The organism is Gardnerella sp. KA00288, from assembly GCF_049244085.1.
Taxonomy (GTDB): domain Bacteria; phylum Actinomycetota; class Actinomycetes; order Actinomycetales; family Bifidobacteriaceae; genus Bifidobacterium; species Bifidobacterium greenwoodii.
Genome location: NZ_CP058373.1, coordinates 76,394 through 96,211, shown reverse-complemented (window position 1 = coordinate 96,211; position 19,818 = coordinate 76,394). Strand labels below are relative to the sequence as shown.

Sequence of the window (19,818 nt, the reverse complement as noted above, 5' to 3'; positions counted from 1 at the left end):
TGGGAACCGGACATGAACGCGAGCAATAAAAGCTTTTACTAACCAATCGTTAAGCGAATCGTTTAATACTCCATGATGCTAGAAAATAATACTCAAGTTTCAAACCAGCCCCTTCTTAAAAAGCAGAAGGGAAGAATGTCACCATCGCCCGTTAGTACTGGTCAGCTCCACCCCTTACAGGGCTTCCACGTCCAGCCTATCAACCACGTGTTCTACATGGGGGCTCACACACTAAAGTGCAAGGAATGCTTATCTTGGAGCAGGCTTCCCGCTTAGATGCTTTCAGCGGTTATCCCTTCCGAACGTAGCTAACCGGCGGCGCCACTGGCGTGACGACCGGCATACCAGAGGTTCGTCCACCCAGGTCCTCTCGTACTATGGGCAGGTCTCCTCAACATTCCAACGAGCGCAGAGGATAGAGACCAAACTGTCTCACGACGTTCTGAACCCAGCTCGCGTGCCGCTTTAATCGGCGAACAGCCGAACCCTTGGGACCTGCTCCAGCCCCAGGATGCGACGAGCCGACATCGAGGTGCCAAACCATCCCGTCGATATGGACTCTTGGGAATGATCAGCCTGTTATCCCCGGGGTACCTTTTATCCGTTGAGCGATGCCACGTCCGTACGCCGGCACCGGATCACTATCTCCGACTTTCGTCCCTGCTCGACCCGTCAGTCTCACAGTCAAGCCCGCTTGTGCGATTACACTCAACACCCGATTGCCAACCGGGCTGAGCGGACCATTGAGCGCCTCCGTTACTCTTTAGGAGGCAACCGCCCCAGTTAAACTACCCGCCAGGCACTGTCCCTAACACGGATAACGTGTCGAGGTTAGACGCCAGATATGGAAAGAGCGGTATTTCACCTGTCGACTCCACGCAAGCTAGCGCCCGCGCTTCACAGCCTCCCGCCTATGCTACACGATCCACACCTAACGACAATACCAAGGTATAGTAAAGGTCCCGGGGTCTTTTCGTCCTTCTGCGCTTAACGAGCATCTTTACTCGTACTGCAATTTCGCCGGGCTCCTGGCCGAGACAGTGGGGAAGTCGTTACGCCATTCGTGCAGGTCGGAACTTACCCGACAAGGAATTTCGCTACCTTAGGATGGTTATAGTTACCACCGCCGTTTACCGGGGCTTAAATTCACCGCTTCACCGAAGCTAACGGATCCTCTTAACCTTCCGGCACCGGGCAGGCGTCAGAGCGTATACAGCGGCTTACGCCTTCGCACGCTCCTGTGTTTTTGGTAAACAGTCGCTACCCCCTAGCTTGTGCCACCCCCAACAGCTCAACAGTGTGAAACCATATCACCATCAGGGGTCTCCCTTATGCCGAAGGCACGGGAGTAATTTGCCGAGTTCCTTGGCCAGGATTCGCCCGATCGCTTCGGTATACTCTACCAGACCACCAGTGTCGGTTTAGGGTACGAGCGGAATCACACCTCACGTTGAAGCTTTTCTTGGCAAGCAGGATCACCGGAATCAGCCTTACAGCCTACCCATCACGCCTCAGCTTTAACATCCCCCGGATTTACCTAGAGGACAGCCCACACGCTTAGCCACGGAAAACCACCTCCGCAGCCGGCTACCTACCCGCGTCACTCCCACGCTAACCTACTACCGATACGCTCCCAACACAAACAAGCCAACAACCCCGAAAGGAAGCCAGCCTGTAAATGAAGGTTAGTACTCTCAGATTCAGTTCGAACGGTGTAACACCGGTACGGGAATATCAACCCGTTCATCCATTCGACTACGCCTGTCGGCCTCGCCTTAGGACTCGACTCACCCGGGGACGACGAACGTGGCCCCGGAACCCTTAGTCATCCAGCGGACGGGATTCACACCCGTCTCTCGCTACTCATGTCTGCATTCTCACTCCTGTAAAGTCCACGACAAGTTCACACTGCCGCTTCACCCCTTACAGGACGCTCTCCTACCCCGCATGAAACAAATCATGCAGCCGCGTCTTCGGTGGCGTGCTTAAGCCCCGCTACATTGTCGGCGCGGAACCACTAGACCAGTGAGCTGTTACGCACTCTTTCAAGGATGGCTGCTTCTGAGCCAACCTCCTGGCTGTCTATGCGACTCCACATCCTTTCCCACTTAGCACGCGCTTCGGGACCTTAGACGACGATCAGGGCTGTTTCCCTTTTGACGACGGAGCTTATCCCCCGCCGACTCACTGCCGTGATAAACCTAACAGGTATTCGGAGTTTGGCTGCTATTGGTACCCGGTATGGGCCCGCAAGCATCCAGTAGCTCTACCCCCTGTAAGCAATAACACGACGCTGCACCTAAATGCATTTCGGAGAGAACCAGCTATCACGGAATTTGATTGGCCTTTCACCCCTAACCCCAAGTCATCCCCCCAGTTTTCAACCTAGGTGGGTTCGGTCCTCCACACGGTCTTACCCGCGCTTCAACCTGCTCAGGGCTAGATCATCCCGCTTCGGGTCCAGGACATGCGACTAAAACGCCTTTTAAAACTCGCTTTCGCTACGGCTCCCCCACCCGGGTTAGCCTCGCCACATACCACTGACTCGCAGACTCATTTTTCGATAGGCACGCCGTCACCCCACAAGAAGGCTCCGACGGATTGTAAGCGCACGGTTTCAGGAACTATTTCACTCCCCTCCCGGGGTGCTTTTCACCTTTCCCTCACGGTACTAGTACACTATCGGTCAGACAGGAATACTTAGGCTTACCCAACGGTCTGGGCAGATTCACGCGGGATTCCACGAGGCCCGCGCTACTTGGGAATAAGCATAAAGAGACATCGCACGACAAGCTACGGGGCCATCACCCTCTACGGCTGGGAATTCAATCCCATTCACCTAGCACGACATTTTATCACTCTTCTCAACCCCGTCAGAGGCTGAACAACCAATCCCACGACCCCGAATGCGCAACACCTGACGGTTATCACACGCACCCGGTTTAGCCTGATCCGCTTTCGCTCGCCACTACTCACGGAGTATCCTTTCCTGCAGGTACTGAGATGTTTCACTTCCCTGCGTACCCCCCACAAAAACTGTGGTGACCACCCATAACAGTGGCCGGGTCTCCCCATTCGGAAATCCTCGGATCAAAGCCCACTCGGCAGCTCCCCGAGGCATATCGCAGCCCGTCACGTCCTTCATCGGTCCTGTCTACCAAGGCATCCACCATACGCCCTTACCAGTGACACACACCAGTAAGAAACCTAACAGCAAAATTCTCTAGACAACAAATCATCACACTAAACGATCACAAAACGATCAAGACGACTCCACCAAAATGGAGCCGGTCGAAAATCAGTAAAAGCAAAAACATGAAACCCTAAAAAGAATCTCACATAATCACTCGCGTCCACTATCCAGTTCTCAAACCACCACAACACCACAAAACCCAAGCCAACACCAAAAAGCATCAACCTGAAATCCTGTGAGTCAAGGACCGCAACCCCAAAACAAAGGGGGGTGGCAATCCGGGAACCCAAAAGCATGCCCAAACATACTCATTTAAAAACGTTAACTATTGTTTTCCACACCAGTAACCACACTCATCCGAGCGTGCACAAAAACTCCGTAGAAAGGAGGTGATCCAGCCGCACCTTCCGGTACGGCTACCTTGTTACGACTTAGTCCCAATCACGAGCCTCACCTTAGACGGCTCCATCCCAAAAGGGTTAGGCCACCGGCTTCGGGTGCTGCCCACTTTCATGACTTGACGGGCGGTGTGTACAAGGCCCGGGAACGCATTCACCGCGACGTTGCTGATTCGCGATTACTAGCGACTCCGCCTTCACGTAGTCGAGTTGCAGACTACGATCCGAACTGAGACCGGTTTTAAGGGATCCGCTCCATGTCACCATGTCGCATCCCGTTGTACCGGCCATTGTAGCATGCGTGAAGCCCTGGACGTAAGGGGCATGATGATCTGACGTCATCCCCACCTTCCTCCGAGTTAACCCCGGCGGTCCCCCGTGAGTTCCCGGCATAACCCGCTGGCAACACAGGGCGAGGGTTGCGCTCGTTGCGGGACTTAACCCAACATCTCACGACACGAGCTGACGACGACCATGCACCACCTGTGAACCTGCCCCGAAGGGAAACCACATCTCTGCAGCTGTCAGGCACATGTCAAGCCCAGGTAAGGTTCTTCGCGTTGCATCGAATTAATCCGCATGCTCCGCCGCTTGTGCGGGCCCCCGTCAATTTCTTTGAGTTTTAGCCTTGCGGCCGTACTCCCCAGGCGGGACGCTTAACGCGTTAGCTCCGACACGGAACCCGTGGAATGGGCCCCACATCCAGCGTCCACCGTTTACGGCGTGGACTACCAGGGTATCTAATCCTGTTCGCTCCCCACGCTTTCGCTTCTCAGCGTCAGTAACAGCCCAGAGACCTGCCTTCGCCATTGGTGTTCTTCCCGATATCTACACATTCCACCGTTACACCGGGAATTCCAGTCTCCCCTACTGCACTCTAGCCCGCCCGTACCCGGCGCAGACCCACCGTTAAGCGATGGGCTTTCACACCAGACGCGACGAACCGCCTACAAGCTCTTTACGCCCAATAATTCCGGATAACGCTTGCGCCCTACGTATTACCGCGGCTGCTGGCACGTAGTTAGCCGGCGCTTATTCGAAAGGTACACTCACCCGAAGGCTTGCTCCCAATCAAAAGCGGTTTACAACCCGAAGGCCTTCATCCCGCACGCGGCGTCGCTGCGTCAGGGTTTCCCCCATTGCGCAATATTCCCCACTGCTGCCTCCCGTAGGAGTCTGGGCCGTATCTCAGTCCCAATGTGGCCGTCCGCCCTCTCAGGCCGGCTACCCGTCGAAGCCTAGGTGGGCCATTACCCCGCCTACAAGCTGATAGGACGCGACCCCATCCCATGCCACTAAACACTTTCCCAACAAGACATGCGTCAAGTTGGAGCATCCAGCATTACCACCCGTTTCCAAGAGCTATTCTGGAGCATGGGGCAGGTTGGTCACGCATTACTCACCCGTTCGCCACTCTCACCAGTCAGCAAGCTGACTAGATCCCGTTCGACTTGCATGTGTTAAGCACGCCGCCAGCGTTCATCCTGAGCCAGAATCGAACCCTCCACGAAAAAATTCAATGAAGAGCCAACAAAAGGCTCCAAAAAATAAGAAAAAGACGAGACATTCTTTAAGGAAAGAACATCCCACAAAACCTCACCACCATTTAACCATCTCTCAGGCACCCTGCAACATGCAAGGCAGGCAATGAACTGGCAATAATTAACTAATAAGTAGTACAGACACGCTCTTGAGTTCTCAAACCACCACCACACCAGACGGCTCAATCAACCCCGAAGAGGAGAACCAGCCGCGCTGAGCAGCAAGAGATAAACTTACACCAAACCGCGCTCAAAAGCAAATCACACCAACACAAACACCCCAAAACCATTGAAACAAAGCCAAAACATCGGCGTGTTGAAACAACGCCAGCAACGCACAAACAAATCGCAATCACGCAAATAACAGCAAATACGCCGAAAAAATAATCAAAGAAATAATCAAAATATCCAAAACACGGAGTGTTGCGCAAAATATAAAAAACAAAATAGATAAAAACTCAGCAAAAACAATATGCACAATATATATGCGCACAATATATATGCGTGCTATATATATGTATATGAGAAATAGCGAGAAAAATAGCAAGAATAACGCACACCATCATATTGTTGTGCTAACAGGCGCGGGAATATCTACTAGCGCGGGCATTCCAGATTTTCGCGGACCAGACGGCGTATGGACCAAGCACCCAGAACAAATGAGCGTTTATGATATAGACGCATTTTTAAGCAGTAAAGAGGAACGCATATATTCTTGGCGATGGCAAAAAGAGTCGCCAGTTTGGAACGCACAACCGGGAACAGCTCACAAGGCACTTGTAAAACTCGAGCAGGCAGGCATGCTCGACCTTATAGCCACACAAAACTTTGACGCACTTCACGAAAAAGCTGGCAATAACCCAGACATCATAGTGAATTTGCACGGAAGCATTGGAACATCGCACTGCATGAGCTGCCACGCGAGCTATAAAACTGCCGATATTATGGCAGATTTAGACGAGCATCCAGATCCGCATTGCAGGCGCGCACTACCGTACCGCGGAAATATGCCTTGCAATGGTCTGATTAAAACAGACGTTGTATATTTTGGAGAAGCACTTCCCGAAGGCGCTATGGAACGCAGTGCGCAGGCAATTGTGAAAGCGGACGAGCTGTGGGTTATTGGCTCCACGCTAGAAGTATTTCCAGCTGCTTCTCTCCTACCGTTAGCCGCGCGTGCAGGAGTGCCAATTACGATAATGAACCTGGGAGCTACGCAATACGATTATTTGGCAGAGCGTATTATTCGCGAAGATATTGCGAAAGCTCTGCCAAAATTAGTAGACGAAACTATTGCAAAGTAATTATTGCGAAACAATTATCACAAATTAATTATTGCAAAGTAACAGCTATACCTTCCCAAGGCGAAAGCGTGCCATTTTTAAGCGATGTAAGCGCATGATTTACGTCGTAGGTTGTAACCATTACGTTATGCTCCGTAAAGCTGTTAGAAAGGCGATTTTGCAGCATTTTCGCACTTTCTGCAGGAATAGGAACAGTTGATTCTGTCATATTAACCATTACGAGCATGCGTTCTGTAGATTCTGCATTAGATTCCGCAGAATCTTCCTTAGTTCCGCAATCAGCTTTAAGCTCACGCACAAAAGCGTACACGCACTCGTCGTCTGCATCAACCAAATTCCAAGAGCCTGTGGAAACAATCGGCTCAGAATGGCGCAAAGCAATCAAATACTTGTAAAAAGCATAAACAGAATCCGAATCTTCCATCTGCTCAGCTGCATTAATGTCTACGTAGTTAGGATTCACACTAATCCACGGCTCCGCATTGTTTAGCGACGGAACATTAAAAGGCATGAATCCCGCGTATTTAGAAGCATTCCACTGCATTGGAGTTCGAGAATTATCGCGACCGCGCTTTGCGAGCGCATCCATCATAGACTCCGCCGACTGAATATGCGCTTCTTCTACGCGCTGCTTAAACATGTTCAACGCTTCCAAATCACGATACTGCTCAAGACGAGTAAAGTGCGCGTTAGTCATACCAATTTCTTCACCTTGATACACGTACGGAGTGCCGCGATGCATGTGAAGAAGCATTGCAATTGCCTTAGCGGATCGCACGCGCATCTCATCGCTAGATTCACTTCCCCAGCGAGAAAGCGCACGCGGCTGATCGTGATTATTAAAGAACAGGCTCGCCCAACCAGCATCCGCTACAGCTTGCTGCTGCTCAGCCATTACGCGCTTTAAATCAGTCAACTTTAGCGGCACAGGATTCCACTTCGTGCCGTTTTCGCAATCAATATCTACGTGATTGAACAGGAACAACATGTCGAGTTCGCTGTGAGCAGGATCCGTAATATATGTGTTGCGGTGCGGAGAAATTCCCGGAGCCTCACCAACAGTAAGATAGCCTTCGCGCCCTTCGAAAACTTCTGCACGCATCTCGCGCAAGAACTCGTCTAAACGAGGTCCGTCCGAGCAGAATGGGAATGGCGATGAATAGCCGTCGGCTCCAGCCGGAAAATCTTCAATTTGGCAGCCATCTTCACCAGGCAAGCGACCTTCAGAATCAACATGCTTTGAGATCTGCGTAATAACGTCCATGCGGAAGCCGTCAATTCCGCGGTCCATCCACCAATTCATCATCTTGTACACTGCAGAACGAACCGCAGGATTTTCCCAATTCAAATCTGGCTGCTTTGGCGAATACTGGTGAAGATAGTATTCTCCGCGCTTCGGATCGTAAGTCCACGCTGAACCGCCGAAATACGAGCCCCACTTATTTGGCTCCGCACCCGGCTCTCCTGGAACATGGCCTTCACGCGCAGGCCTCCACCAATACCAATCCGCATAATCACTTGAAGCATCTCTTGAAGCTTGGAACCAAGCATGCTCATCGGAAGTGTGATTTACTACTAAATCCATCACAACTTTAAGCCCGCGCTCGTGAGCACCCGCCAGAAGCTCGTCCATATCTTCCAAAGTGCCGAAAAGCGGATCAATATCTTGATAATCGGAAATATCGTAGCCGTTATCGTCTTGTGGGGACTTGTAAACAGGGCTGAGCCATAGCACGTCAACGCCTAAATCAGCCAAATAATCAAGGCGCGAAGTAATTCCCTTCAAATCACCAATGCCGTCGCCGTTAGTATCTTGGAAGCTTCGCGGATAAATCTGATACACAACTGCATTCGCCCACCAAGGGTTTGGCGTAGCGCCGTTTGTGCGCACGGATTCTGGCAAGTTTGCTCTGTTAAAAGTCGTCATACATTCCCCATTTATTTACGTAAGTAAGTATTTTATTGCGTATTTTCTATTACGAATAATTTTATATTTAATAGTATTTATAATTTTAGACTCTAAATTCTAGCAGAATATCAGATATTGCACAGCTAATAAAAAAGCGGCCCGCAGTAAAAACCACGAGCCGTTCCTCCTTCTCATTCATGGAACGAATTAGAATGCTCTCCAAATCACTGCTGATGATGCAGCTTGAATGCAAGTTCCGCCAAATGCACGCCGTGAGTTAGGAATTCGTGAGTGCGGCAAACATAGTCGTTTTCGCGACCAAGTTTCGCAATATAACCGTTGATGTAATCGACTTCCGTTTCGCGGCCGCGGCTCATATCTTGGTACATAGAAGGATAGTGCAAAGGATTTGCCACGCGACTTACGTAATCGATAGCTTCCATCTCCTGCTGACGCGTATTAACCATTCGAATTCCGGCGCGATCACACACGTCATACGCTTCGTTAATAAGCTGTCGAGCCATATCCATAGCGCCTGGGTAAGAAATAAACTGACCCATTTGAATCTGATACATAGTGCACAAAGTATTAATTACGGAATTAAAAATCACCTTTGCCATGCAAGTACCCTTGAAATCTTCCGTAATAGTAGGGTTCAATCCGGCAGCCTTAAAGTCGTCTCGCATAGCAAGCTCAACATCACTCACCTGCTCATTAAGCGCGCACATATTCATGGTTCCAACGCCGACTTTACCAATAAAATCAACGTCTCCCGGGCCGTTCAAAACGGTTGCAATCATGGCAGTTCCGCCATAAATATGATCATCCGGGAAGTACTGCTGCAACTTTTCAAAATGTCCCCAGCCATTCATTGCAGCAAACACAACCTGATGCTCTTTGAACAAATGCTTGCAACGCTCCAACATTTCCGCAAGCTGCATTTGCTTCATAAATACAATCCACACGTCTGGATCGCCGTCGTAATCTTCAGGCGTATACATATTAATAGGCACCAAATGACGGTTTTCATGGTCTCGGCTCACCATCACGCCGCCCTGCTCGCGAACTTTATTCACATTTTTATCCCAGGCATCAATGAAATCAACATGAATGCCAGCCGTTTCCTGCAACAAAACGCCATAGCGATATCCCATAGCTCCCGAACCGATCATTGCATATTTCATGCCACTCATAGTGACACCTCCTTTTAGATAAAAATGTGCTTAGGCGAGATTCATGCGTTTTACAGGAATTACGTCGAAGCGACTACAAATATTGCAAAAGCAAAAGTAAAAACGATTGCTTTTTGTTTTTATAGCATATTACTCAATTCGCGGAGATTGTCAAAAAATTTTCTAATTACGTTTCTAATGGCGTTTCTAATTAAAAAATTATTTCGTTTTAACGGTGATTTTCAAAAAAGTTTCGCAAAACTTGTGCACATTCAGATTCACAAACCGAACCAATAACTTCCGGATAAGATCCCACGTGTGGGTCTCGCAAAATATCCCATACAGACCCGCAGGCACCCAACTTTGCATCCCAAGCACCAAAAATTACGCGGCGAAGTCTAGTTTGTAAGATTGCTCCAGCGCACATAGGGCAAGGTTCAAGAGTTACTACCAAAGTGCAGTCAGATAAATTCCAAGATTTGCGCGAAGAAGCAGCAGATTTCATAGCAAGAACTTCCGCATGGGCTAAAGGATCATGCATTCCCTCACGTAAATTTGCTCCACGCCCAATAATATTTCCGTCACCATCAAGCACAACTGCACCAACTGGAACTTCTCCAGCCTTAGCCGCTTCGACCGCCAACCGCAACGCTTCATTCATTGCGTAAGTAACGGAATCATCGTTTTTATTCATAAAATCGGCTCACAAAACGCAAAAAATCACAAAAGACCAGAAGTAATATCGTGCAGCAAGAACCACTTGCGAATATCACCAAGTTCTTCCATATGCACAGCATGATCAAGACCTTTGTACCGCTTTTCCTCAAGCCACGTGTGCTCCTCAAGCCAAGCGGCCGCTGCTGAAAATTCATAAGGCGGAATCACATCATCTTCTAAACCGTATCCGAAAAATACAGGCGTATTGTGCTCAGCTAAATCGTTATCTTTTAAAGCAATTTCGTCTGCAGAGGCAGGAACGTTAGGAGCTATAAATCCGGAAAGCGCAACGGATGCGCGATAACGTGCAGGATTCAAGCGCAATAAATGAATTGCGAGCGCTGCTCCCTGAGAAAATCCGAATGGAACAACATCTCGATTTTCGGGAATATTCGCGCACACCCACTCGTCTATTGCGGCTGCAGCAGCATACATGTCGTAATCTAAATCTTCTCGCTGCGGCACAGCGTCATGGAACCAGCTGTAAGCTCCCTCTTCAAGCTTAAGTGGAGCGCGTAGTGCAATTGCATCGTTATAAGGCGCAACAATTCTCAGCAAATCTAGCAAATCTTCTTCGTTAGATCCCCAGCCGTGCAATAACAGCAGCAGTGGGTGCGTTGGGTGCGCAGCAGCGTTTCCTTGCGAATACTGTACTTGCGTTACTTTCAGCGGCTCTCCAAAACGACCCGGCACTACGTGAGATTCGCGGCCAATATGCGGTTCGTAAGAATTGATTTGCGCATTATTGCGATTTGGTTCATCGTTAGTAGACATAGTAGTCATTGCCTCACCGCCGCTTGTATAAATTGTTACGTTACAAATCTTTATTTTAATAAATATTTTGTATCAAATCATTATGATTTTCTCATTTACAGCATACACATATAAAAAATTAATTAATAAAAATTAATTAATAGAAATTTAAAGAATGAATATTTTGATTTTAGTAACTTTCGAATTAAAAAGCAGAGTATCGCAAATTTAGTACGATTTGATAATTTATCAGACGTCTGACGAATTGTAACGTGCTTACTGTAACATACAAAGAAAGCCAATTCAGCCGCGATTTCAAGGAGGATATCATGCTGAAAACTGAATTCGTTGTAGGCGCGTACGCGTCACTGCCAAAATCACGCGAAGAACAACAACAATACTACGATTTACTCGGAAGTCAAAACTGGGTTGCCGGAACAGAAATCCCATACCCGGGCGATTTAGCAGATTCGCAAACCCGAGAATGGCTAGCAAACGCAATACCATCAAACTGGCACAAAAACACAATAACCGCAATTCCCGGAACAATGCGGCATATAAATTTTGATCCCGATCCAGAATTTGGCTTAGCAAGCCCGAGCAAAGAAGGGCGACTTCGCGCAATCGACTTCTTCAAAAATATTCGTAACGCAATAGCTGATTTTGCAAACCTTCGAAACAGCTGCGATATTTCGCATATTGAAATACACACGGCACCAACTCGAATAGCGCGCGCGGACGCAATGAAAAAGTCACTAGACGAGCTCGCGCAATTAGATTGGCTTGGAACAAAGCTCGTAATAGAACATTGCGACAGGTATATTGAAGGGCAAAATCCAGAAAAAGGCTTCCTTCCGCTCGAAGACGAAATTCAAATTGCAAAAGATGCAGGAATTGGAATCACAATTAATTGGGGTCGTAGCGTTGTTGAAGAACGCAATGCTAAAGCCGCTATAAATCACGTACGCGAAGCAAGAAAAGCTGGAGTGCTTAAGGGAGTAATGTTCTCGGGAGCAGGCCCAGAAGCTACGCAATACGGGTACGAATGGATTGATGGACACTTGCCTATGGCTCCAGACGAGCCAACGTCCTTAATGACTCTTGCGGAAATTCAGGAAACTGCGCGCGAAGCTTTAAAAGACGATTATTTAATCGACTATTTGGGTGCAAAAGTATGCGTACCGCAAGATTCCAGCGTTCCAGAACGCTTGAACTATTTAAAGCATATTTACGAAGCTGTAAACGCAACACAAATTGCGTGAATTAAAAACTCAATCAATCAGCAAATAAAATATATTTCTACGGATGTGACTTATGAACGAAATAAAAGATTCTCGCTCTACATATCTTGCTTTTGACATAGGCGGAACAAAAATAGCTTACGGATTGGTTACATTACCGGAGTCGGCATGCAGCAAAAATATTGCAGATGCGGCTGATACAGCAACGGCAAATATTGCAGATGCTGCAGGTTGCGCTATTCCGTCCGTGCAAGAATACGGTTCAATACCAACCGAAGCGTCAAAAGGCGGCGAAAGCATAAAAAATCGTTTAGTAGAACTAGCGAAACAAATCCTGGAAAAAGCGCAAAAAAATGGCAAAACCATTAGCGGAATCGGAATCGCAGCCGCCGGAGTGCCAAATAGTAAAACTGGCGAAATAGTTGCAGCAACAGACATTCTTCCCGGTTGGCGCGGACAGCGAATTTACGACGCGTTTAAAAGCATAACTGATTTGCCAGTTTATATGATTGGAGACGTTGGCGGACACGGACTAGGGGAAGCTATTTACGGAGCTGGGCGCGGAAAATCAATCGTACTTTCCATTGGAATAGGAACCGGCGTCGGCGGCGCAATTATTATAAACGGCAAACTTTTTACTGGAGCACACTCAGTTGCTGGTCACGCCGGTCACGTTGTTAGCGATTTGGGAGTTGGATTCGAATGCTCTTGCGGAACGCACGCTGGGCATATTGAGCCAGTTGCGTCCGGAACTGGTCTTGCAACTTTATACAACCATAATTTGCCTGCAGGTGTTCAAAAAGCGAAAAATGGGTACGAAGTATGTGTTTACGCAAACGAAGGTCAACCGCACGCTAAAGAAACGCTTGCTAAAAGCGCAAAAGCATTGGGAAAATGCATAGCTGGAATGGCGAATCTTATAGACCCGGATGTTATTGTGCTTTCGGGGTCTGTTGTAGAAGCAGGAAATATTTGGTGGGATTCAATGCGAGCTGGATTTGAAGATTCTGCTTTAGATTTGGTTAAAAGCACGCCGATTTTTAAGGGAAAGCTTGGTGGCACAGCTCCGCTTATTGGTGCTGCTTTCGCCGCTTTTACAGCTTCTCAAATTTGAAATATTTTTAAAAAGGAGAAAAACTATGAATCCTGTAGTTGAAAAAATTAAGGGCGGCTTAATTGTTAGCTGCCAAGCTTACCCTGGGGAGCCGCTTAGGCACCCGGAAACAATGGCACAAATGGCAATGGCTGCCGTAGAAGGCGGCGCTATTGGAATTAGATGCCAAGGATTGTCGGATATTTCCGCGATTAAAGGTCAAGTTGACGTTCCTGTAATCGGCATTTGGAAAGATGGCCACGATGGAGTTTATATAACACCTACTTTGCGTCATGCGCGCTGCTGTGCGGCGGCTGGAGCAGATATTATTGCGATTGACGCAACTGATAGGCCGCGTCCAGACGGGCTTACTTACGAGCAGACTGTTAGCGCTTTGCACAATGAGGGCATAGTAGTTATGGCTGATTGCGGAAACTTCGATGACGCTAAACGCGCTGCGGATTGTGGAACGGATATTATATCTACTACTTTGGCTGGTACTTCTCCAGGAAGACCGAAAACAGACGGGCCTGATTTTGAACTTTTAGGCCAGATTTTGCAAGCTTTCCCAAATTACCCTATTATTTGTGAGGGGCGTATTCACACCCCTGAGCAATTGCATGAGGTTATGCAAATGGGCGCGTGGGCTGCAGTTGTTGGGACGGCAATTACGCATCCAACGTCAATTACGCGTTGGTTTGCAGCAAAGCTTTAAAAAGAATAAATGAATTTTCACAATCTCGACACACGCACAACTTGACATCAGACATCAGACCTCTTATGTTTAAAGTAACGTGAAAATCACACGAGCGCATAATTGAAAACTATTCACATTCAAAGATGAAATGTGAATCAACAAACTCAACGGTGAGGAGAAAACATGAAACGGATTAGCTCAAAGCTAACCACTGCAATAGCTGCAGGCCTAGCCGCATTAGTTATGCTATCTGGCTGCGGTGGAGCAAAAAATAAGTCAGCAAAAGCACATACTGCTGTAAAAGATACGATTACAGCTCAAGTTGCGTACGCAAGCCGCGATTTCGCACCATCTACAACCTCTGGCGCGTTGCCAATGGCAGCAAACTGGCATGTTACGGAGCCACTTTACGCTCTTGACTACAGCAACTTTAAAGTTTTCAACGCACTTGCAAAAGGAGAACCAAAGAAGATTTCCGACACCGAGTACGAAGTAACCATTCGCGATGCCGCTAAGTTCTCGGACGGAACAGAAGTAACCGCAAACGACGTAGTATCCTCATTCAAGCGCACAACCGCGCAAGGAAGCCTCTACATATCAATGCTCGACTTCATTGATTCCGTAGAAGCAAAAGACAATCGTCACGTAATCTTTAAGCTAAAGAAAGCCTTCCCACTGTTCAAGCAGCGTCTCGCTTTGATTCAAATTGTTCCAACCGCAAAGTCGGATGCAGACTTAAAGAATCAGCCAATCGGATCCGGCCCATGGAAGTACGTATCAATCACCGATAACCAAGTAAAGTTTGAGCGCAACGATTTGTACAACGGCAAGTACAAGGCACAAACCAAGAACATGGTTTGGAACATAACCGTTGACGATACCGCTCGCGTAACTGCTATGCAAGGCGGCAAAACAGACGTAATGGAAATGGTTCCAGCACAAGCCTTCAATACTTTGAAGTCCTCCGGTTCTGAACTTAAAACCGCTCAGGGCTTCACTCTCCCATTCGTTATGTTCAACACGAAGCAGAAGCCATTCGACGACAAGCGCGTGCGCCAAGCTGTACTCTACGCAATCGACGTAAACAAGCTCATAGCAAACCAAATGAGCGGTCAAGGCGATCCTGCAACAAGCTTCTTGCCGAAGAATTACGCAAACTACCATAAGGCAAAGAACGTATACACCAAGAACATCGACAAAGCAAAGAGCTTACTCAAGGAAGCCGGCGTAAAAGGACCTATCAAGTTCACCCTTTACACAACCGACCACACTTGGATCACCCAGCTCGCTCCGCAAATCAAGAACGATCTTGCTGAAATAGGTATGGACGTAGACATTCAGTCTATGAAGTCTTCCGCACTTTACCCATCAATCACCGATCGCGACGACGCAAACTACTCGATGGTTTTGGCACCAGGAGACCCATCCGTATTCGGAAACGACCCAGATTTGTTGATGAGCTGGTGGTACGGAGACAACGCTTGGACCCGTCAGCGCACATTCTGGAAGACTTCCGAAGGATACGCAAAACTTCACAATCTTATGGACAAGGCTTTGGCAGCTAGCACACCAGCCGAGCGCCAAAAGTATTGGAACCAGTGCTTCGACTTGATTAGCGACGAAGTTCCTCTGTACCCACTCTTCCACCGCAAGACTACGACTGCCGTAAAGAAGGGCTCTTTGGCAGAGTGGAATGCAATCGGCTCCACCGGCATCAACCTTGTAAAAGCAAAGCTTACAAAGTAGGTGCAGAACCAGACGTATTAAATAAACGTCAATCCCCTAACCTCTAACCGCAAAACCGGCCCAACTGTTTACCTTTCTCGCTTCTGTGCAGACGGGCCGGTTTTGTTATAAAAAATAACAATTTCTTCAATGGATGTGTGGATGTCTTATGAGTAATTTTCTTAGACTTTTAGGTAGGCGACTAATTGCCCTGCCGTTCATGGCATTCGGCGTTACGTTCCTCGTATTCTTCCTTATGTCATTTTCAAAATATGATCCAGCAGTTGCAGCTTTAGGCGAAAACTCGTCTCCGGCAGCGCTTGCAGCTTTCCGCCACGAAATGGGCTACGACCGCCCGTGGTGGGAACAGTTCGGATCCTACATTCTTGGTCTTTTCCAAGGAAACATGGGTGTTTACGGCGTAAATAAAGACTCCGTAGCAGAACGCGTTGCAGAAGCATTCCCAATCACTCTGCAGCTAACTTTCATCGGCTTATTAATTGCAATAATTTTTGCAGTAGTGTTTGGCGTTTTTGCAGCACTTTACCGCGATACTTGGGTTGACCAAACAGTTCGAATTCTTTCGATTATTGCAATTGCAACCCCATCCTTCTGGCTTGGTGTTCTTTTGATTTACGTTCTTCAAATTAAGCTAGCTTGGCTCCCAGGTTCCGGCGATTTTGTGCCGTTCTTTGAAGATCCAGAAGCATACATGGCAAGAATGGCAATGCCTTGCTTCGCACTAGGACTTCCAGTAGCCGGCCAGCTTACGCGAATCATACGAACCTCAATGGTAGAAGAATTGGATAAAGATTACGTACGAACCGCAATCGGCGCAGGAATTCCAAAAAGCGTAGTAGTTGCTAGAAACGTATTCCGCAACGCCCTAATCACCCCAATTACAACTTTGGGCATGAAGATTGGTTACCTTATGGGTGGCGCAATCGTTATTGAGGTTATTTTTGCTCTGCCAGGAATGGGCACGGCAATGTTCGATGGCATTAACGGCAACCAGCCAATGCTTGTGCAAGGCGTTGTACTGGTTGTTGCAATCGCATTCATCTTCATAAACATCATTGTTGATTTGCTCTACGTATTAATCAACCCAAGGATTAGGACGGTGTGACATGCTATTTGGAAAGAATCAGGTAGTAGATGCCGCATCAAAGCCAGGCATCAAGTTTAATAGATTTAACAAAATGAGCTTAGGCTCCAGAATTGCGTTCATTGTGATTGCGCTTCTAGCATTTTGCGCTATTTTCGCGCGATTTATAGCTCCGTGCGATCCAGTAAAGATTACGCAAAACTATCAAGCTCCGACAGGTGCGCATTGGTTTGGTACCGATAACCTTGGCCGAGACGTGTTCTCTAGGGTTATGTACGGCGCGCGCTATTCGCTTGTGATTGGCTTGTCATCTGTGCTTTTCGCACTGGTTATGGGAGCTATTATCGGCTCAATCGCAGCAGTAAGCCGCACCTGGATTGCTGAGCTTATAATGCGATTGATTGATATTGTAATGTCCATTCCAGGAATCGCATTAGCGGCCGTATGCCTTGCAATTCTTGGACAATCCATGATTGGCATCATCATTTCTATCGGCGTGCTTTACGTTCCACAAATCGCAAGAATTGTGCGAGCAAATATTATAAGCGAATATGGAAAAGACTACGTACGAGCAGTAATCGTTTCTGGCGCTCGAGCACCATGGATTTTACTCAAGCATGTAACCCGAAATATTGCAGCTCCAGTTATGGTGTTCACGACGCTTTGTGTTGCAGACGCAATCGTTTTCGAAGCCTCGCTTAGCTTCATTAACGCAGGTATTCCAGAGCCAACTCCAACTTGGGGCAACATTTTGTCTTCCGCAAAAGCGGGCGTTATCTTTGGATACTGGTGGCAGGCATTGTTCCCAGGCCTTGCGATTATGATTACCGTTCTGTGCTTGAACATTCTTTCTGAAGGAATTACTGACGCAATGGTTGCGGCACCAACCGCTCCAGTTTCTAAGACTGCAGCCGACGCTGATGCAGCTCGTAAGGAAGACAGGATTCTTACTGACCCAGTTGCAGCATACAAAGAGCAGCACGCAGCTTTGGTTGAATCTCTTGCGAAACTTCGCGAAGCTGAACTAAAGCGCACGGATCGTTTGCAGCCAACGTCTACAGAGCCTCCAGTTATTGAGGTTAAAGACTTGTGCATTCAGTTCCCACGCTACGGCAACGTAAATGTTGTAGACCACTTGAGCTTCTCTGTTCGCCCAGGCGAGACAATGGGCTTGGTTGGTGAATCTGGTTGCGGTAAGTCAATCACTTCGCTGGCGATTATGGGCTTGCTTGATCCAAAAGCTAAGATTAGCGGACAAATCCTGTTTAATGGCAAGGATCTTGTAAAGCTTAGCCCAAAGGAGCACAATGCTTTGCGCGGCCACGAGATTGCAATGGTTTACCAAGATGCTTTGTCTTCCTTAAACCCATCAATGCTGATTAAAACGCAGATGAAGCAGCTAACTTCTAGAGGTGGCACTCGTAGCGCCGAAGAGTTGTTGGAGCTTGTAGGCTTGGATCCAAAGCGCACGCTTGAATCCTACCCGCACGAGCTTTCTGGCGGCCAGCGTCAGCGCGTGTTGATTGCAATGGCACTTACGCGAGATCCAAAGTTGATAATCGCAGATGAGCCAACAACCGCTTTGGACGTTACTGTTCAAAAGCAGGTGATTGACCTTCTTAACGAATTGCGCGAAAAGCTTGGATTTGCAATGGTGTTTGTAAGCCACGATTTGGCTCTTGTTGCCAAGGTTGCGCACTCGATTACCGTAATGTACGCAGGCCAGGTTGTTGAGCAAGGCTCCACTAAGGAAATCCTAACCGACCCGCATCACGAGTATACGCGTGGTTTGCTTGGCTCCGTAACCTCCATTGAGGCTGGTGCTCCAAGATTGCACCAGGTTCCAGGAACGGTTCCAAGCCCATCCGACTTCCCTAAGGGAGATCGATTCGCTCCTCGCTCTTCTCATCCAGATCAAGGACTAGACGTGCGCCCAGTAATGAAGCGCATTCCAGGAACGTGGCACTTCTACGCCGCGCCTCCAGAGCCTGAATCGGATGCACCTTCCGCAATTTTGACCGCCTCCGATCAAGGAGATGTGCGATGAACATGAATGTTAACGAAACAAACAAAGTACAGAACGAAAATGGCGATGTTCCAATCATCGAGCTGCGCGACGCCGAAGTGGTGTTCACTACTCGAGCAGGATCTGGCTTATTCCATAAGAACAAGATTACAGCCGTAAACAAGGTAAATCTTAAGCTTATGCCAGGCAAGACGATTGGTATTGTTGGTGAATCTGGTTGCGGAAAGTCTACTACTGCAAACATTATGTGCGGACTCCAGCAGGTTACGAGCGGCAAGGTTTTGTTTAAAGGGCAAGACGTTACGCACCGAACCGCAAAAGAGCGCATGGATATTGGACGCGTGGTTTCCGTTGTGTTCCAGGATCCAGCAATGGCTTTGAATGCTCGTATGAGTGTGATTGATCAGCTGATTGACCCGCTTGTTGTGCACAAGATTGGAAGCAAAGCTGAGCGCGATGCTAGAGCCAAGGAGCTAATCCGAATGGTTGGTTTGCCTCACTCTGTTCTTGGCGCTTTGCCAGGTCAGCTTTCTGGCGGCCAGCGTCAGCGTGTGGCAATCGCTCGTGCGCTTTCGCTTAATCCAGATGCAATAATCGCAGATGAGCCAACTTCTGCTTTGGATGTTTCGGTTCGTGCGCAGATTTTGAATCTTCTTTCCGATTTAAAGAAGAAGCTGAATCTTTCGATGGTATTTATTAGCCACGATATTCAAACAATCCGCTACATATCCGACGAAGTCGTTGTTATGAATCACGGAACGATTGTTGAGCGAGGCGAAACGCATCAGGTTATTAACAATCCTCAAAATGATTACACGAAGATTCTGATGGGAGCGGCACCGTCGCTGTTGCACCCAACGGAAGAAGAGTGCAAGTAAGGTGCGTTAAATAAATCCACACAAAATCTTGGGCGGTTCACTATCCCTCACAACAAAATTCAAGCG

13 protein-coding genes and 2 rRNA genes are annotated in these 19,818 nt (G+C 48.1%); 8 read left to right on the top strand and 7 right to left on the bottom strand.

The features are described 5' to 3' along the window. Positions 1-132: 132 nt before the first annotated feature. The 3 genes from HXT52_RS00370 to HXT52_RS00360 form a co-directional block, all read right to left on the bottom strand. A 23S ribosomal RNA gene (locus tag HXT52_RS00370) occupies positions 133-3,193 on the bottom strand. 50 nt (positions 3,194-3,243) lie between these two features. Then, a complete protein-coding gene (locus tag HXT52_RS00365) occupies positions 3,244-3,489 on the bottom strand; it encodes a hypothetical protein (RefSeq protein ID WP_421776161.1) in 246 nt (81 codons plus the stop codon). 86 nt (positions 3,490-3,575) lie between these two features. Continuing rightward, positions 3,576-5,102 (bottom strand): 16S ribosomal RNA (locus HXT52_RS00360). The 16S and 23S rRNA genes sit together here, the layout of an rRNA operon. Positions 5,103-5,653: 551 nt before the next feature. Here HXT52_RS00360 and HXT52_RS00355 point away from each other — a divergent pair. Then, positions 5,654-6,436 carry an SIR2 family NAD-dependent protein deacylase gene (locus tag HXT52_RS00355; RefSeq protein ID WP_419388924.1) on the top strand — a complete coding sequence of 261 codons (783 nt, stop codon included), beginning with the start codon at positions 5,654-5,656 and terminating at the stop codon, positions 6,434-6,436. Between the two features lie 28 nt (positions 6,437-6,464). On the opposite strand, the gene HXT52_RS00350 is transcribed toward HXT52_RS00355, so the two are convergent. The 4 genes from HXT52_RS00350 to HXT52_RS00335 all read right to left on the bottom strand — a co-directional run bounded on the left by HXT52_RS00350 (position 6,465) and on the right by HXT52_RS00335 (position 11,008). Then, the gene (locus tag HXT52_RS00350; protein ID WP_421775926.1) at positions 6,465-8,363 is read right to left on the bottom strand and encodes an alpha-glucosidase; all 1,899 of its coding nucleotides are present in this window, start codon (positions 8,361-8,363) and stop codon (positions 6,465-6,467) included. A gap of 206 nt (positions 8,364-8,569) precedes the next feature. Then, positions 8,570-9,538, bottom strand: a complete 969-nt coding sequence (locus HXT52_RS00345) for a ketopantoate reductase family protein (protein WP_004136693.1) — start codon at positions 9,536-9,538, stop codon at positions 8,570-8,572. A gap of 208 nt (positions 9,539-9,746) precedes the next feature. Then, positions 9,747-10,211, bottom strand: coding sequence for a nucleoside deaminase (locus HXT52_RS00340; RefSeq protein ID WP_116794475.1), 465 nt, complete (start codon positions 10,209-10,211; stop codon positions 9,747-9,749). A gap of 26 nt (positions 10,212-10,237) precedes the next feature. Then, positions 10,238-11,008: an alpha/beta hydrolase gene (locus tag HXT52_RS00335; protein WP_240611187.1), complete on the bottom strand. Its 771-nt coding sequence runs from the start codon at positions 11,006-11,008 to the stop codon at positions 10,238-10,240. Positions 11,009-11,316: 308 nt separating this feature from the next. On the opposite strand from HXT52_RS00335, the gene HXT52_RS00330 reads away from it, so the two are divergent. The 7 genes from HXT52_RS00330 (at position 11,317) to HXT52_RS00300 (ending at position 19,752) form a co-directional block, all read left to right on the top strand. Continuing rightward, the gene (locus HXT52_RS00330) at positions 11,317-12,249 is read left to right on the top strand and encodes a DUF4862 family protein (RefSeq protein WP_421775925.1); all 933 of its coding nucleotides are present in this window, start codon (positions 11,317-11,319) and stop codon (positions 12,247-12,249) included. A gap of 52 nt (positions 12,250-12,301) precedes the next feature. After that, the gene (locus HXT52_RS00325) at positions 12,302-13,342 is read left to right on the top strand and encodes an ROK family protein (protein ID WP_421775924.1); all 1,041 of its coding nucleotides are present in this window, start codon (positions 12,302-12,304) and stop codon (positions 13,340-13,342) included. Positions 13,343-13,367: 25 nt separating this feature from the next. Next, a complete protein-coding gene (locus HXT52_RS00320; RefSeq protein WP_004126717.1) occupies positions 13,368-14,036 on the top strand; it encodes an N-acetylmannosamine-6-phosphate 2-epimerase in 669 nt (222 codons plus the stop codon). Between the two features lie 165 nt (positions 14,037-14,201). After that, positions 14,202-15,764 carry an ABC transporter substrate-binding protein gene (locus tag HXT52_RS00315; protein ID WP_004136687.1) on the top strand — a complete coding sequence of 521 codons (1,563 nt, stop codon included), beginning with the start codon at positions 14,202-14,204 and terminating at the stop codon, positions 15,762-15,764. A 199-nt stretch (positions 15,765-15,963) separates the two neighbouring features. Then, positions 15,964-16,869, top strand: coding sequence for an ABC transporter permease (locus HXT52_RS00310; protein ID WP_004133824.1), 906 nt, complete (start codon positions 15,964-15,966; stop codon positions 16,867-16,869). A gap of 1 nt (position 16,870) precedes the next feature. Further along, entirely contained in the window at positions 16,871-18,895 is a 2,025-nt protein-coding gene (locus HXT52_RS00305; protein ID WP_421775923.1) for a dipeptide/oligopeptide/nickel ABC transporter permease/ATP-binding protein, read from the top strand. Continuing rightward, positions 18,892-19,752: an ABC transporter ATP-binding protein gene (locus tag HXT52_RS00300; RefSeq protein WP_119520972.1), complete on the top strand. Its 861-nt coding sequence runs from the start codon at positions 18,892-18,894 to the stop codon at positions 19,750-19,752. Before HXT52_RS00305 ends, HXT52_RS00300 begins: the two co-directional genes overlap by 4 nt. The last annotated feature ends 66 nt before the right edge of the window (positions 19,753-19,818 follow it).